At 55.3% G+C, this 17,115-nt stretch carries 12 protein-coding genes; 5 read left to right on the top strand and 7 right to left on the bottom strand.

From position 1 onward, the window contains the following. Window positions 1-17: 17 nt before the first annotated feature. Window positions 18-1,130 carry a tRNA epoxyqueuosine(34) reductase QueG gene (gene queG / locus ACYYKW_RS03625; protein ID WP_464989438.1) on the top strand — a complete coding sequence of 371 codons (1,113 nt, stop codon included), beginning with the start codon at window positions 18-20 and terminating at the stop codon, window positions 1,128-1,130. Window positions 1,131-1,176: 46 nt separating this feature from the next. Here queG and ACYYKW_RS03620 read toward each other — a convergent pair whose 3' ends face one another. The 7 genes from ACYYKW_RS03620 to orn form a co-directional block, all read right to left on the bottom strand. Then, entirely contained in the window at window positions 1,177-5,901 is a 4,725-nt protein-coding gene (locus ACYYKW_RS03620) for an RHS repeat domain-containing protein (protein ID WP_464989437.1), read from the bottom strand. An 81-nt stretch (window positions 5,902-5,982) separates the two neighbouring features. Further along, complete coding sequence (locus tag ACYYKW_RS03615; RefSeq protein ID WP_464989436.1) at window positions 5,983-6,969, bottom strand: hypothetical protein; 987 nt, start codon at window positions 6,967-6,969, stop codon at window positions 5,983-5,985. A 339-nt stretch (window positions 6,970-7,308) separates the two neighbouring features. Further along, window positions 7,309-9,495, bottom strand: a complete 2,187-nt coding sequence (locus tag ACYYKW_RS03610) for a leucine-rich repeat domain-containing protein (protein ID WP_464989435.1) — start codon at window positions 9,493-9,495, stop codon at window positions 7,309-7,311. Between the two features lie 410 nt (window positions 9,496-9,905). Then, window positions 9,906-10,943: a hypothetical protein gene (locus ACYYKW_RS03605; RefSeq protein WP_464989434.1), complete on the bottom strand. Its 1,038-nt coding sequence runs from the start codon at window positions 10,941-10,943 to the stop codon at window positions 9,906-9,908. A 159-nt stretch (window positions 10,944-11,102) separates the two neighbouring features. Then, window positions 11,103-11,714, bottom strand: a complete 612-nt coding sequence (locus tag ACYYKW_RS03600; protein ID WP_093105408.1) for a trimeric intracellular cation channel family protein — start codon at window positions 11,712-11,714, stop codon at window positions 11,103-11,105. Between the two features lie 65 nt (window positions 11,715-11,779). After that, on the bottom strand, window positions 11,780-12,811 hold the full coding sequence (locus ACYYKW_RS03595; RefSeq protein WP_464989433.1) for a hypothetical protein: 1,032 nt from the start codon (window positions 12,809-12,811) through the stop codon (window positions 11,780-11,782). Window positions 12,812-13,188: 377 nt separating this feature from the next. Next, complete coding sequence (gene orn, locus ACYYKW_RS03590; protein ID WP_053116764.1) at window positions 13,189-13,731, bottom strand: oligoribonuclease; 543 nt, start codon at window positions 13,729-13,731, stop codon at window positions 13,189-13,191. Between the two features lie 107 nt (window positions 13,732-13,838). Between orn and rsgA the strand changes: the two genes are divergently transcribed. The 4 genes from rsgA (at window position 13,839) to ACYYKW_RS03570 (ending at window position 16,934) form a co-directional block, all read left to right on the top strand. After that, window positions 13,839-14,870: a small ribosomal subunit biogenesis GTPase RsgA gene (gene rsgA / locus ACYYKW_RS03585; protein ID WP_090280736.1), complete on the top strand. Its 1,032-nt coding sequence runs from the start codon at window positions 13,839-13,841 to the stop codon at window positions 14,868-14,870. Window positions 14,871-15,079: 209 nt separating this feature from the next. After that, on the top strand, window positions 15,080-15,487 hold the full coding sequence (locus ACYYKW_RS03580) for a TIR domain-containing protein (RefSeq protein ID WP_464989432.1): 408 nt from the start codon (window positions 15,080-15,082) through the stop codon (window positions 15,485-15,487). Window positions 15,488-15,489: 2 nt separating this feature from the next. Beyond that, the gene (locus ACYYKW_RS03575; protein ID WP_464989431.1) at window positions 15,490-16,449 is read left to right on the top strand and encodes a caspase family protein; all 960 of its coding nucleotides are present in this window, start codon (window positions 15,490-15,492) and stop codon (window positions 16,447-16,449) included. Beyond that, entirely contained in the window at window positions 16,449-16,934 is a 486-nt protein-coding gene (locus tag ACYYKW_RS03570; protein WP_090280727.1) for a toll/interleukin-1 receptor domain-containing protein, read from the top strand. The genes ACYYKW_RS03575 and ACYYKW_RS03570 overlap by 1 nt, the downstream gene beginning before the upstream one ends. Window positions 16,935-17,115: the final 181 nt, after the last annotated feature.

Raw genomic sequence — 17,115 nt, 5'->3', positions numbered from 1 at the left:
CCGGTTTCTCTCGCCTCATGTCCGCCATCACCACAGACCTGCCCGCCCTCGCCCAATCGATCAAGGAGTGGGGGCGCGAGCTGGGCTTTCAGCAAGTCGGCATCAGCGGCCTGAACCTCGCCGAGCATGAGCAGCACCTCGAGCGCTGGCTCGCGGCCGGCTACCACGGCGAAATGGACTACATGGGCGCCCATGGCAGCAAACGCTCGCATCCCGAGGAACTGGTGCCGGGGACTTTGCGCGTGGTCTCCCTGCGCATGGACTACCTGCCCGGCGACACCCAAATGGCGCAAATGCTGGCGCAACCGGAAAAAGCCTACGTGTCGCGTTATGCCTTGGGCCGCGATTACCACAAATTGATCCGTAAACGTGTGCAGCAATTGGCCGACAAAATTCAGGCCGAGATCGGCCCGTTCGGTTTTCGTGCGTTCGTCGACAGCGCCCCGGTGCTGGAAAAAGCCATCGCCGAACAGGCCGGGCTGGGCTGGATTGGCAAGAACACCCTGGTGTTGAATCGCAAGGCTGGCAGCTACTTCTTCCTGAGCGAATTGTTCGTCGATCTGCCGTTGCCGGTGGATGAACCGCACAGCACCGAGCACTGTGGCCGTTGCACTGCGTGCCTGGATATCTGCCCGACCAACGCCTTCGTCGGCCCGTACGTGCTGGACGCACGGCGCTGCATTTCCTATCTGACCATCGAACTGAAAACCGCAATTCCCGAAGAGTTGCGGCCGTTGATTGGCAATCGCGTGTTCGGCTGTGATGACTGCCAGATCGTCTGCCCGTGGAACCGTTTCGCCAAGCCTTCCGGGGAAAGCGATTTCAAGCCACGGCACAACCTCGACAATGCCGAACTGGCTGAGCTTTTTTTGTGGGATGAAGAGAAGTTCTTGAGCAGCACTGAAGGTTCGCCGTTGCGGCGGGCGGGATATGAGCGCTGGTTGAGGAATCTGGCGGTGGGACTGGGCAATGCGCCTTCAACGATCCCGGTGCTGGAAGCGTTGAAGGCGCGACGGGATTATCCGTCAGAGTTGGTGAGAGAGCATGTGGAGTGGGCGCTGGAACAGCACGCCCGACGTGTTCATGCAGAACGGACAAGTACAATGCCCAAATCCTGGCCGGGACAGTGAGGTCTTCGGCCTCACACCTGGGGCTATCTGACTGGACGACTTATGCCTATTTTTTTTCGTTATAGTGGCCACCCAGCTGTTTGATGGTGGCAATCCGGTCTTTGGCATTTTCCGTCAGATACACGCGATCGCCCTTCGACAAATAAAGATGCATCGACTTTGACGTTGAACTGGATGGACCTTTCATTGGCGTATATTCAGCGTGAATGAGCGCGGCAGCCGATGTCGGCGAGTTTCCCTCCTCGATATGGCTCATGAATTGCTCTGCTCTGGCCAACGAGGCTTCACGCGCCTCTATCCTGAGATAGTTCAACTTGTCTTTGGGCCTGACCAGCGTCCATTTCGTTTCGACCTCTTCCTCTGCCACCGCACTGGCTTTCGCAGTTTTTGCCTTTTGCGCAGCCTTGGCGCCTTTTCCATTGGCAAAACTTTTGCCCGCACCTTTACCACTCAGCCCTTGCTTGAAGGCGCCTGCCAGTTTCCTGCCAGCATTCACCGCAGCTTTTGCACCCGCCGCCAAACCTGCACCGAGCGAAGCCAGGCCAAGACCGAAACTGATCCAGCCCAATATCTCGCCTGCTTGAGAACCCGGTGCCAGCTCATTGACCACCTCGCTGGCAATACTCGCCAGGCCTGAAGCAACCGCCAGCCCCAACGCCGCCACTGCCCATGGCGTCGCCGCGCCCATCGTCAACACGCTGGCAACAATCCCGAGAATACTCGCCCCGATGCCCAATATTGATTGCCAGGAGATATGCCCGGTCGGGTCGACACGATTGACAGGGTCGCCCAGGCAATAACTGTAGGCATTCAATCCGCCCGCGCCAAACGGACTCATGCTGTCGGGGGCGAGAAAACGCATCAGTGTCGGACTGTAGGCCCTGTAACCGTTACCCAGCAAATAAAGCCCGGTCACCGGATCCAGCTGCTCGCCGTTGAACGCCGCGAGGCTGAACAAGCCACCCTCGGCAGGACGATGGCCGTAAGGGCTGTAGGCGCAATCGGTGAGCTGTTCCTTGCCCAGCGTCGCCAGCACGCTTTGCTGCTGATCGGTGCCAAACAGCTGCGCTCCGGCGTTCAAGCCGAGTTGCTGTTGCCCTACAAGCGCGCCACCGTGACGCACGACAATGGATGAATCCTCACCACTCACCTCATTGGCGACCCGGCCGGCATAGTAGTAACGCTGCGTAGTTACCTTGTCAGGTTGCGACAGTTCAACCAGATCGTCGAAACCGTCGTAATGGTAGCCACGAATGACTGATTCCCCTGTGCCGGATAATTGCTCAAGACGTCCGAACGCGTCATAGGCCAGAGTTCGCGCCTGATCGTCCTTGATCATCCTGCCGTTGGCGTCGTATTCCAGCGTCACGGCCGGCGGATAGTCGACATGGGAATGTTTGACGGCGCTGAGCTGTACGGGATCTGGATTGTCATAACTGAAAGTCGTCAGATTCACGCCCAGCGGGAACTTGGTCTGCACGGCAAGAATGTTATCCAGTGCATCGAAGGTAAATTTCTGCTGAACAATTTCCTTGCCATACGGATCGTGGGGCTTTTGGGTACCGGCACAGTCGTACTGGCTCAGACGCCCGCGCACATCGTAGGTGAATTGCTCATCACGCAATAGTTGCGTGCCGCGCCTGGACACCTTCTGCGCCAGTTTGCCCGCAAGCGTGTAAGTCGATTCCAGCGTCTGGTCAGGCTGGCCCTGGATCTCGAATGTACGGCGGACTTCTCGACCGATATCGTCATAGGCAAACCGGGTGATCATCTGACGCTTGATCGATGTGTCTTCGGTTTTCGTCCAGCCGAGCATCCCGGTCTGGATGTCGTAGTGGAATTCGGTTTTCAACGAACCCTGCGTGGTGGCCAGCAGGCGACCGTGCGCGTCGTACGCGGATGTGCTTTCGGTTCCGAGTACATCGACATGGGTGATCGGCCGCCCATGCAGGGACCAGGTACTGGACGCTGCTCTCGTGATATCGCCGAAGGTCGTCGTTTCGGACTTGAGACGCCCGGAAGGGTAATAGCTAAAACTGCGTTGCCTGCCGCTTTCGGTACAGCTCAAGGGATTGCCACTGACGGGGTCATAAGTCAGGGTCGTGACCAGTTCCCCTGCCTTGCGCTCTGTCAGCAAACCGCCCAAATCGCGCAAATAGGTGAATTCGGTTTTTTTGCCATCAGCCGTCTTGTACCACTGAGGTTGAGTGAAGCCCGCCTCATAACCTGCCTCGGACTTTCGTCCGCCCACGGTACTCTGGATCAAACGACTCAAACCGTCATACGTTTGTTGCCCCAATGTTTTGTCATCGACCTTGATGCCGATCGCTAACTGTTCGTCGCTGTGCTCGGCGTAATCAGTAACCACCTCACTGGCATCCGGCAGGACAGTGCGGATTATCCGGTCAAAAACGTCGTACTCATATCGAGTGGTATTGCCGACAGGATCTGTCTCGCTGGTTGTGCGGCCGAATCCGTCGTAGGCGTAAACGGTTTTGCCCAGACTCTTGTTCTTCAGATTGAAGCCTTCAACACTAATCGGTTTACCGAAGTCATTGACGAGAGTGATGGTCTTGCCCATTCCCTGCAGCCAACTGGTTTGCTGGCGAAGAACCGGATCCACCTCGCTGTGTTCAATTCGGCCATCGGCATGCAGCGTCTTGCTGACCTGACCCCAGGAATCGTATTCGTAGCGGGTGCTGACCGGACAGGCCTTGCCATCACGCCAATCGGTCAATGTCACTTGCACCTTGTGCCCCACTGCATCATGCAGGGCGCAATAAAGCGTGCGAGTGTGGATGAGCCCGTCCTTGTCTGGATGGTCGCAGTCCTTTTCCTGAACGGTGATCACCCGCTCCAGACCGTCATAAGTCACCCGCTGTTCGCCGCCGGCGGGATCGGAGGTCACCACCGTCGCCGGCTGCACCAGACTGGCGGCCAGATAGGCGAATTGCGTAGCGGACTCATAGGGCGTGCCGGGCGCAACCGTTTTGCGCACTACCCGGCCGATCGCATCGTACTCATACCCGATGTGCTCGCCGTCGACACCGACTTGCGACACTTGCACCCCGGTTAGCGTCGAGAGCACCTTTTCACTGATCTGCAGTGCATCGTCAAACCCGCGCGTGCTGGATTTGACCCGCAATCCGTCGCCCTCAAGCTCATAGGAAAATGCGGTAGAGGTTTTTTTATCATTGCGGGTGAAACTTTGCTCTTTCGTGGCCCCGTGTTTGAGGGGGTCCTTTGGGGAGTTCAGATAACTGTGTTCGGTTTTCGAACGTAATACCTCAACACCGTCCACCACTTCAAAAAAACGCTCCCCGACCGGTAACACGAAGGCCAATTCCGCGCCTTCCAGCGCGGGATGCAGGGCATAGTCGTAATACGTGACTGTCGCAGCATCATCCGACGCCGCAGCGGTGACCGTCTTCTTTTTAGGGAATCTGGAAAAACCCAGCGGATCTTCCGGGCAATCATCGCCACCACTTGCCGGATAAAATTCTGTCGTGGTCGTCACTCCACTTGGCTCGACGTGCTTGAGCAAATTGCCTTCTTGGTCAAACTCGGTGACGGTGGTTTCCACACGCTGTTGTTGGGTGAGCCGATCAAGGTGAGTCACTGTATGGACTTTCGGCATGCGGAACTGAGCCACCTGCTCATTGAAAGGCTTGGTGACCGAGCAGTGATACTCGGTAGCGGTGGCGACCTGGGCATCGCCACAGGTTGTGACTTCAGCCACCAACAGGTGAAATTTGTTGTAGGTGCGTTTAATGCGCGTATGTACTTTGCCTTTTACCAACAAGTGCTCGTCTGAGGTGTAGACATAGTGGCCGGGCGCCAGGTAGAGAGGGTCCAGGTCATCACCCTTGGCCGGGAGGAGGCCCTGCCCAAGGAAGTTATGGTCGGAGTACGTGTATGTCTTGCAGAGTCTGGGTTGGCCGCGCCCAGGGTAAGCATCGTGAGCAATGACAAACGGCAGCGCCTTTTCCCCATCACTTACGAAACGATGACCTTGTCGCTTGTAGCGAATGATTTCCACGCCGCGCAATGGGTTGACGACGCGGTACAGATAGCTGGCTTCATCGATGACTTCATATTCCAGCTCCCAACCTTTACCGACCGGAAGCTCGATTGACGTTACCCGAGCGTTCTTCAAAATCAGCTTGTAGACGGAACTGGATAAGGTATCGGGGTGCCGGATCAATGTTACCTGACCTGCATTGCGAGTAATTTTCAACAGGCATCGTTTGGCGTCACGGACTTCGCTCAACCTGGGAAACCGGTTGAACAACTCATGCTTCAACGTGATGCTCGCACCGTTCGCCGCTATTATTTTTTCCGCTACGGCGACTTGAGTGCCAGCCAGGACTTTGAGCAGTTCACGCCGACCATCCTTGTATCGAACTTCATAGCGTCCTGGTCCGGTCACCAGAACCTTTGCCGTTTGCAGTTTCATTTCCTTGAAGTGCAGACTGCCAGGCGTTTCTACGGCTTTATAGCGCTCGCCGCTGGACAGCGTCATGACTTTGCTGAGCACGTCGTAACTGGTCATGGTCAAAGACCAGCCAATGCCGAAGCCGGCATCCGCCTGATTGAGCGGATTGAAGCCCAGCGAAAGTGCAAGCTCAGGACCATTGAGATCTGCCGAATGCAAGTTCCCCAACGAAAAGGCGCACGTGTACATGCCCGTGCGGGGATCAACGCCTCCGGAAACAAACTCACCGAAGTTGAAAGCGTTTGATTGAACAGCGGAAGATGAATTACTTTCCATAGAAAAAATCTCCGTTATTTCAGATGTAGATATGGCAGATCACGTTGATCAGCTGACAATCGCTGACCACACACCTGAAAATCAGGAAAACTGCTTTGTTGACCGCTTCGATTCACCCAGAATGAAAGTCCGCTGTTCTATATCACCATCAATAGCAAGCCAGTGCTCCGAACCGAACTCATCAATAACTGCAAGTTCAAACGCACCGTCGTTGCCCGGCTTTTCCTCTGTCTGAAGCGTAGTGCGCTGCACGAGGGTCAATACCCCCGGAACATCGTTAATCGGAAAAGTGATATAACCGAGAGGAGTCTTGACCGAGGCCGACCGCCCATAGATCGGCGCCAGATAACCATAAAAACTTCTGCCGCCGCCACTGTTGTGATTGATCGTACCTGATGAGTACACCATTACCGCATCTTCAGCATCATACGGATTAAGCGCTATGGCATTACTGTACCAATCAAGCAAGTTGATCTGACGGCCATCAGCGTGAAGTCCGAGATGAAAATATTGAATTCGCTCCTCGTACACCCTTTCGCTGAACGTGCCGTACTTATGAAGAGAAAAACTGCTCTGGGTATATTTCTTCGGCGGGATCGCCTCCAGCGTAACACTGCTGTCAAAACCGATTCCGTTACTTCGCAATACCATGCCATCCATGGAAATCTCGGCAGCCACTTCCATGATTCCCGGCCTGGAAGCCGAAACCCAGAATTGAAAGATCTGTACCGGATCAGAGGGGTCGCTTATCCGGTGGTCCGTGCTGCGCGGAACTTCTGTCAGGCGCGTTTGCCCACCCGACATTTCGTGAGCATAACGATTCTCTTGAAGCGATACACTCCAGTCTCCCTCCAGCGGCCGCGCGCCGTTATAGGCAATCAATCGCAGTGATTGCAAGCCGGGATGCCCGTACAGCGACGCGCCGTCGCCATTGTTATCGACGCCATGCAGAAGCACCAATACACGCACCTGCATCCGACCGTTGGCATAAAGCACTTTGTGCTGGCCTGAACGTGTGGAGTCAAGTTTCACCTCGATACGGGAAATGCCAATTTGATCATCAAACATTTAACACCACCTTGCTGACGGATAGATTTGATCCTTTAGGAACTCAGCAAAGTATTGAGGCTCGATTTAAATAAGAACAGCCGCGACATTCGACAAATTGTGATCACGTAATAACTCAACATCACCACCAACAACATTTACAAAAGCTTATAGATCTAAAAATCGCGAAACTTACGATACAGAATTTAACAACGCCATTCCTGCCCCTTTGATTTCGGTTCTCGAGGCTCACTCTCCCCTCCTGAATTCAAGCGTACCGAATCAGAAAGGGAGCGGCCATACAGTTTATTCTTGTCGGGGTATGTTATGAGAAAAAGATCCCGTTACTTTCACAAATATTCAGTCGCTGTCCGAACCTGTGGAAAATCCGCTCTCCGAGGACTCACTCTCGGAGTCAGAATCCGAAACCACATCCTCGGTCTGGATTTCCAGCTTCCGATCCAGACTGGAATTCTCCAGGTAATGATTAATCCGTTGCCTGGATACGCTACTGAGCGGATTATTGAATAAGCCAACGTATAAATCCTGCGTATCCGGAATCTCGAACAATTCATTTCCGACGTCGGAAATATTATTACCCTGCAATGCCAGGACCTGAAGTTCCTTAAGCCTGTCTATGCCCGTAGGAATGCTGGAAAGATTTGCGTCATACAGCATCAATTCGGCTAAACCTGTCATGTAGCCTACATGCGGAGCGACTGTCAGAGGGTTTTTCGCAAGATTCAACAAATTGAGTGTTTCGATTCTGGACAAACCCTCAGCCGTGGCTTCAGACAGTTTGAGCGAGCACTCGCCCAGCGTAAGTTGGCGCAACTGGCGCATTTGAAATATCCCTAATGGAAACGCCTCCATCTTTACGCCTGTAACCATCAAATATTGGATACCTGGAAAACTGTCAAGAAACTCACCGATCCGTGCACCCGGTTGTTTTACGGTCAAGATTAACTCTGTTACATACTCAAATCTGGCGGACAACGTTGGTAACTCATCAGAAAAATCGACATGATAAGAGAAGTGAAAGTCACCGTACCCCCACTTCGAAACCGACTTGCGCTGCCAGATATCCTGCAGCTTTGCGCTGAACTGCTCGCGAGCCTGGCGTTGTCCGGCGGCGGCTGGCGCGCCTTCTCGTCCCGACGTTTGCGCATGAGGTGATGCCCCATTGGCATTCCATATCGCCAATTCATCACGCAATGTCGCAAATTCTTTTTCCAGGCGGGTCAATACGCCGGCTGGATCACTTTTCAAGCGTTCTGCGACAAACGAACTCACCTCCTCATCAGAAAGCTGCGGATAAAGATCGCGTACACGATCCTCAAAGGACTTCGGTGATTCAGGGTCGCCGCCGCCACCGCCTCGCAACTGTCCCGCTTGCCTGTGCTGCGCAGTGGCACGAGTGACATCGCTCGGCAACGGCCCGAGCCCCAGCCATTCGCTCACAGCCTGGCGTGATGGCAACGGCTGTGCACGGATCAACCGCCGCATCGCCGGAGCGTCACTGATGCCCAGCAATTGACGCTGGTGAGGGAGCAACAGCCCCCAGACCACTGAGTACAAATCCTTCACTTGAAAAGGTAAACGTTCTCCGCTGTGCTGGGTGACATAGCCTTCCTGTTGACGGATCAGTACATGACGAGTCGCTGATCGGGCATCGCCAATAGCACTCAAAACGTCGCCATCCACGCGCTGCCTGATCTCCACACGAACCGTCGGGGGCCAGGCAGCAAGACGCCCGATCATCTGCAATGCCAGCAGGTCACTGTCCAGGCTCGATACCGAGTCCAGATAAATGCCTTCGCACGCTCTCGCCAGCCGCACGTCTCGCAACGCCAACAGTGCCTGTTCTGCTACTGATCGCGGCAGGCCCGGTTGGTTGTGCATATGCAAACGCTCGGCAGCACTGGTATCGCGCCAGATTGCCTGAGCGGCGGTTTTCGGCAGTTCCGGAAAAAAACGGCGCATGCGCAAGGTAACTTCATCACAGTCGGCCTCAAACGCATCTTCAATGGATTTGAAGCGCGTCAAGCGCTCATCGGCTGTTCGCGCTATTGCCTGAATTTGCTGGTCAAGCTCGAATCGTCTGACGGAGTCCTCCAGCAAAAATGGCGCAGGAAGCTTGCGAGCGAGCACATCACTTAACACGGGTACGTCAACTCCGGTGACTGCGAGCACGCGTGCAACGGTAATGTCTGAAAATTGCGTGACGGAACCTCCTGCACGGCGAAACAGCTCTGCGATTTGCGCGACTGAGGAATTCGGCAAGATGACGTCGCCACTTTCCAGCGCAAGCCAATATCGCCCCTCGCTGTCGCGCGTCATCAATGGACCGGAAGGCTTCAGCTCTCGCGCCTGTTTAGCACGAAACAGACCGGTCTCGGCGTCCACTACCACTTGCACAATAATGTCATCGGTAACAGCAACATATTGGCGCTGTTTCAGTGACAGGATGCCCTGTGCATCCGCCTGGCCAAAGTATTCAGGTTTAGGTAGCCCGTAAGTTCCCAGCGAAGACTTCGCGGTCAGCATGACTCCCTCGCTCATGACCGGATCAATAGGGGCCGTGACCATAAGGTTTGCAGGCCGCACCGTGACGCTGCCTGGCCTCGGTGAGGGTGGCGATGGCAGCGAATGATGCGGTATTGGAAGCGGCGAAGGCGCAGAAGCCGCCGGAGGCCTATGCAGCCCGCCCGCAATTGAGTCGGGCGTTTTGATGGGGAGAGAAACAGGTTTGTTTTTTGGCGGTTTTCCAGCCATGAGTGCTCATCCTTGAGGGGTGTTGCGCTGGCCCCCAAAACAGAGGGGCCAGCGCCGGATATAAGTAAAGCACCATTGATGCAATACCCGGTCATTTAACATCACAGCTTACCGACAGCTGGAGCAATCAAGGATATATACATCTATTACATACGCCGACATTGCATCAGCGAGGTCTGGGATCAGCCTCGTTCCAGGTATAAGTTACGCTCGTAGAAGTTGACTCGGATCGAGAGCTTATGCTCAGTACCGTGTTCATCAATGGCAATGAAGTGAAGGGAACCTCCGTACTTGCTTGCCTTCCCGGTCGTTATCGAATATTCGGAAAGGGCCTGCATGACGGTCAGCTCACCGTCATGATCATTGACCCTTACGTGATAATTCTCGTCATTCCAGGACGGGGCATCAGGGAAAAAGGCATACGCAAAAGGATCGCCTTTCGCCGGCAAGGATACAAATAAAGATTTCGTTTCAGGGCTAACCAGAAAGACCTTCATATAATTTGTTTTTGGTTCGTTGAGTTTATTCCCCCCTGCAAACAGATGATTGGCACCTTTTTCGACTCCATCTACTATCCAATCGACCAGTTTGATCTGCTGTCCATGCGGATAGAGTCCCAGATAATAGTTGAAGATACGATTGCCATAGTGCTCATTGCCGCGACGGGTCTGGTACCAGCGGAATTGTTCAATGGCGTAGGTCACAGGCGTTTTTGCTTCGAGGGTGACACTGCTGTCATGAACGCTGGAAAGCGTGGTGCCGTTACTGAGAATCCTTTCCCCATTCAGGAGCAAGCGGGCAGCAACCTGGGTGGTGCCGGCGACCGCTGAGGACACCCAGAACGTGCGGACCTGCGGATGCAGGCTGTCATCTTCTGATCCGTCGTCCTCAACATTTGCATTATTGGACGAGCCTGGCGCTTCAAGAGTGTATTGCCCTTGTTCGGTACTGGCCGTCCAACCGTCGCGCAAGGTATTCCCTGTGTTGTAATGAATCAGCTGAATACTTTCCATTACATCGGCGGGTATGTGTACTGCGCTGCCATTGACGTCCACCCCGGAAACCAGCACTTGTACCTTGACCTGCATTCGGCCATTACCGAACAGCGTTTTGTTGTAACTACTATCACTGGCATCGAACTTGACCCTGAAGCGGGCAATAGCTTCGAGTACGGGAGGGATATCTGGCTGGTCGCTTGCAGTTTCGATACTTTCACTCATGACGAAAATCCTTTTAAGAGATGCATTAACGGCTGACATCGCAGATGCCACACCGAGAAATACATCACTTTAAAAAAATCGGCAAAATGAAAAATGTAAGAAACATACCTTTGCAATATCTTCGACGAGCTACGGCGTTATGCCTGCAAATAGGAATACTCAGTGCTCATCGTTATAAATAAACTTGGGCATTTCCCAATGAAAACGAATCGCCAGCAGACGCAACAGGAATCCGCCAAACAAAGTGATGAGAATGGCCTGTTCGCTGGGCAGGTCAAGATAGAGACACAGCATGTAACACCACGCCGCAGCAAACGACACGCTCGCATAAAGTTCGCGCCGGAAGATCAATGGAATATCATTGCAGAAAATATCGCGAAGAATGCCGCCGAATACCCCGGTGATTACCCCGCTGACCGATGCCACCAGCATGCCGTGGCCCATTTCCAGCGCGGTCATGCAGCCGATCAGGGTGAACGCCACCAGACCGACTGCATCGAGCACCAGAAACAATGAGCGCAGGTGGCGCATCCAGCGCGCGGTGAACACGGTGAACATTGCCGCAACCGAGGTCAACACCAGGTATTCCGGGTGTTTTACCCATGTCAGCGGGTAATGCCCCAGCAGCACATCACGAACCGAACCGCCACCCAACGCTGTGATGCAGGCAATCAGCACCACACCAAACCAGTCCATACCGCGACGACCGGCAGACAAAGCCCCGGTCATGGCTTCAGCGGTAATGGCAATCAGATAGAGCATCAGCAACATGGCGGCGATCCCGGCAGAGAGGCGCGCAGTCTAGCCACTTCGCACCGGTATCAAAAGAGATGACGTTAGCCTCGTTCCAGCCTGAAGCTTCGTTCTTTGAAGTCAGTGCGGATAGCCAGCTTATGCTCCGTACCAAATTGATCCAGAGCGGTAAAGCGGAAAACTTCCGATCTATCGACCGGCGGTTGGTCTCGTGCAGTTGGAGACAGTAACTGGACAACAGTCAGTTCTCCGATGCGGTCGTTGACTCGAACCTCGTAGTCCTTCTCATGATAAATATTTCTGATGGAGTCTGGCGTCCATCCGACGACGTCGCTATACGGTAACGACACGTCAATACTTTGCCGGTCAGGGCGGACAATAATGCCTGCCTGGAACGCTGCGTTCCATCCTTTGGTTTTATTACCAAAGGCAAAAACAACGTTCTTGTCAGACCCCTCAGCAATCCAGTCCACCAATTTTATTTGTCGCGAACCTGGATACAGGCCGAGGTAGTACTTGTAAATACGCTGGTTTCTAAACCCACCGTCATACCAGACGCCCTCCCAACGGAATTGCTCCACCGCATAGGTAACTGGCAGGATGGCCTCAACGCTGACGCTGCTGTCATGCCTGCTCGAAAGCGTTGTGCCGTTGCTGCGGATAATTGTGTTATCAAACTTTATGGACGCACCGATCTGGATGGTTTCGACATTTTCGCTGGAAACCCAAAACGTGCGGACCCGGCGCTGGCCCGAAGAATCCTCGCCTCCCTCATCCTCATCATCCGCAACGGTGGAGGTGGCGGTCTGCGTTACCGCCAGGGTGAAACGGCCCTGCTCCGTGCTGGCTTGCCAACCGTTGCGCAAGGTCCTGCCGCTGTCATAGTGAATGAGACGAATACTCTCCATGACCTCGTCGGAAACCGCAACGACGTCACCGTCGCGATCCAGACCAGATACTACGACCTGGACTTTAACCTGCATGCGCCCATTGGCATACAGAACTTTGTTTCGACTGAATCCACCTGCGTCAAACTTCACGGCCAAACTACCGATACTTTCCGCCGCACCCGACTGGTCGGATTGACCTTGTAATGAATCCAACTGTTCACTCATGAATTTCTTCCTTGCCAAACCTGAGTTTCGAACACTTCGCAACTCGAAATAGAGCGAAAGTAATAGCACGAGGCAAATCTGACCCGCATTGGAAATGTGTAATAAAAAACAAAAAAACCGATCATCACTTTTTTTTGAAAATGACGAACCTGAACTTACATTTCGATGCGAATTAAACTCGGCTCAACACTCAAGATCAGCCTTTCGCAACAGCAATAATAGATAACAACTGCTTCGAAAGTTTTACGGCAGGCCATTTGCGACAAATGCGACGATCAGCGGCAAGCGCCACCAGCCCGTTTTATGCTGGCACGACACGGCACGAGCGACACGTTCCAATGCAGGAGCAACCCGCGGCAGCTCCTGCACAAACCCCATCAGAACTTGATGAAATGCTTGCGGTAATGCTGCAACTCGGCAATCGATTCGCGGATGTCGTCCAGCGCCAGGTGCGTGCTGCCCTTCTTGAAGCTGTCGCGCACGTCCGGCGCCCAGCGCGCGGCCAGTTCCTTGAGCGTCGAGACATCGAGGTTGCGGTAGTGGAAGTAGCTTTCCAGCGCTTTCATGTGGGTATAGAGGAAGCGACGGTCCTGGCAGATGCTGTTGCCGCAGATCGGCGATTTGCCTTTCGGTACCCATTTCTCCAGGAAGGCGATGGTTTCGGCTTCGGCTTCGGCCATGCTGATGCGGCTGTCGCGCACTCGCTGGGTCAGGCCAGAGTTGCCGTGGGTGCGGGTGTTCCACTCGTCCATGCGCGCGAGGACTTCATCGCTGTGGTGGATAGCGATCACCGGCCCCTCGGCCAGCGTGTTGAGGTCGCTGTCGGTGACGATGGTGGCCATTTCGATGATGACGTCGTTGTCCGGGTCCAGACCGGTCATTTCCAGGTCGATCCAGATCAGGTTCTGCGGGTTTTGCATATTCGGGCTCCTAGGCAATGCTGCGCAGTTTAGCCTAGGCCGTTGCCCGGGCGTGCTAAACTCGCGGCCGTTTTACCTAATCGCTGCATTCTTCAGACGGAACACCCATGGCCAAACGCCAACTCAATCGTCGTCAAAACTGGCGCATCGAAAAGATTCAGGGCGAGCGCGCCGCCCGCGCCGCCAAACGCGAGTCCTCGGCGGTCGAAGCCCTCGAGGGCGGCGACCTCGGCCCTGAACAACACGGTCTGGTGATCGCGCACTTCGGCGTGCAGGTTGAAGTCGAAGCCGTTGACGGCGAACTGGCGGGCCAGGTGTTTCGCTGCCACTTGCGCGCCAACCTGCCAGCGCTGGTAACCGGCGACAAAGTCGTCTGGCGCGCCGGCAACCAGGGCATCGGCGTGATCGTCGCGCAATTGCCGCGCAGCACCGAACTGTGCCGCCCGGACAGCCGTGGCCAGCTCAAACCGGTAGCGGCCAACGTCGACATGATCGTCATCGTCTTCGCCCCGCTGCCCGAGCCGCATGCCAACCTGATCGACCGCTATCTGGTCGCCGCTGAACACGCCGGCATCCGCCCTCTTCTGCTGTTGAACAAATTCGACCTGATCGACGAGCAGAACGCCCCGGCACTCAACGCGCTGCTGGCGGTGTATCGCACGCTGGGTTATCCGGTGCTGGAAGTTTCCGCACACCACGGCAACGGCATGGAGCAGCTGCAGCAACAGCTCGACGGACGCATCAGCGTGTTCGTCGGCCAGTCCGGCGTCGGCAAATCATCGCTGGTCAACAGCTTGCTGCCCGAGGTGGAAACTCGTGTCGGGCCGTTGTCCGAACTGTCCGGCCAGGGCACGCACACCACCACCACCGCGCGGCTGTTCCACTTCCCTGGCGGCGGCGAACTGATCGACTCGCCGGGTATCCGCGAATTCGGCCTCGGCCACGTCAGCCGTGCCGATGTTGAAGCCGGCTTCATCGAATTCGACGATTTGCTCGGCACCTGCCGTTTCCGCGACTGCAAGCACGACCGCGAACCGGGCTGTGCGCTGCTCAAGGCGCTGGAGGACGGGCGCATTCAGCAGCAACGAATGAACAGCTACCGCTCGATCATCGCCAGCCTGCCTGAAAACGGCTATTAAACAGGCCTGTCGGCAGCCCCTTGCGCGGGGCTGCCGCGTGTCAGTCTGTGCCTGATCTCAACCGCTTCTTTTAAACGTCAGACTTGGCTGTAGGGCGTTCGCACGCCTGTTTGCAAGACGTTTCTGTTTTGCCGCGCAGACCTTGTGAGCGCGTTCCAGATGCCTACATTCGGTTCCTCTCTCGCTTCTTGCGATCTCCGAGGAACGCCATGCAAACCTATCACCTGTTCATCAGCCATTCGTGGAGCTACGCCCACGCCCACGACAATCTGGTGCGCCTGCTCAATGCGAAACCGGGTTTTACCTACAAGAATTTTTCAGTGCCAACGCACAATCCGATTCTTGATGCCCGCACCGATCAGGAGCTTGAGCAAGCCATCGAAAACAAGATTCGTCCCTGCTCGGCGGTGCTGATCATGGCTGGCATGTATTCGACCTACAGCAAGTGGATCAACAAGGAAATCGAGATCGCCAAACGCATGGGCAAAGTGGTCATTGCGATCAAACCGTTCGGCGCCGAGCGCATCTCGACCGTGGTGCGCAACGCCGCACACGCCGAATGCGCCTGGAACACCAACAGCATCGTCAGTGCGATTCGCCTGCATACGGCGGTGTGAGCATGCGCAAGGGACTGTTTATCGGCATCAACGATTACTCGAATATTTCCGGATTGAGCGGCTGTTGCAACGACGCCATGGCCATGGCTTCGGTGCTCAAGACCAACGCCAATGGCGACCCCAATTTCAAGAATGTCGTGCTGACGTCTGCCGAAGATTATCTGAGCCGCGAAAGACTCGAGGATCAGATCCGCGAGCTGTTTTCCGGCGACTGCAATGTCGCCCTGCTGTATTTCGCCGGTCACGGTGGCTTTGATGCCGGCACCGATGAGGGCATGCTGATACCGCAGGACTACCGCAACGCGAAAGACGGCATCCGCATCAGTGACATTCTCAACTGGGCGACCAAAGCCACGCGCATCAAAAATAAAATGATCATCCTCGACTGCTGTCAGAGCGGTTCGGCCGGCGAAGTGCGCGCCTTGCGCAGCGAAAGCAGCACCATCGGCGAAGGCATGAGCATTTTGACTGCCTGCAAGAAAGAGGAGCCGGCCATGGAAGGCGCGCAGCATGGGGTGTTTACCGGTCTGCTGCTGCAAGCGTTGCACGGAGGCGCGGCGAACATTCTTGGCAAGATCACCCCCGGCAGCCTGTATTCCTTTGTCGACAACGCTCTGGATGCCTGGGAGCAGCGGCCGGTCTTCAAGACCAATGTTTCGCAGTTCATTTCCCTGCGCGAGGTCTCGCCGCTGATTCCCAAGGAAATCCTGCGCAAATTGCCGGACTGGTTCGCCGAAGCCGAGTCGGTGTTCGCACTGGACCCCAGCTACGAACCCACCGAAGCGACGTTCGTGGCCGAGCATGGCGAGATCTTCGCTCAGTTGCAGAAATGCAACCGCCACAGCCTGATCGAGCCGGTCGACGCCGAACACATGTACTACGCCGCCCTCCACTCCACCGGTTGCCGCCTGACGGCCCTCGGTGCGTATTACCGTGAACTCGCCATTAAAGGACATTTCTGATGCCCGTATTCATCAGCTACCGCCACATGGACCGCGCCCACGCGATCGCTATCAATACCCGCCTGACCCAGGCGAAGATCAAGACTTACCTCGACGTGCTCGACCCGGAATCGCAGACCACCGATGACATCACCGGGGTGATCACGCGCAACATCACCGAGTGCACGCATTTGCTGGCAGTGGTTTCAGAGAAGACGGCGCTGTCGTGGTGGGTGCCGTTCGAGATTGGCGAAGCGACCATCAGCAACCGACGGATTTGCTCGTTCAAGACCGGCCCGGCGGAGTTGCCGCTGTATCTGGATAAATGGCCGAAGTTGAGCACCAACAGCGATCTGGATTTTTTCATCGACGCCTATCGCGATGAAGTCATGAGCAAACGCTCGATGGCGCTGGATTCGATCAATGAATCGATCAAGGGCAGCTACAAGCGCAATGCCGAGTTCTTTCATGAACAGCTGAAGAACCGGATTCGGCGCGGGTTCTAGACCATTGTCATGCCTGAAGAGCCCCTCACCCTAGCCCTCTCCCGGAGGGAGAGGGGACTGACCGCGCCGCGCTCAAGGGGTACGCCGACCCGAGATATCACGGTCGAACTCTGGTTCTGAGATACCGGAGATCGGCTCCCTCTCCCTCGGGAGAGGGCTGGGATGAGGGGCTGCGATCTTC

The organism is Pseudomonas sp. 15C (assembly GCF_055484735.1).
The sequence above is the reverse complement of the archived record's forward strand: the minus strand, read 5'-3'. Positions and strand labels throughout refer to the sequence as shown.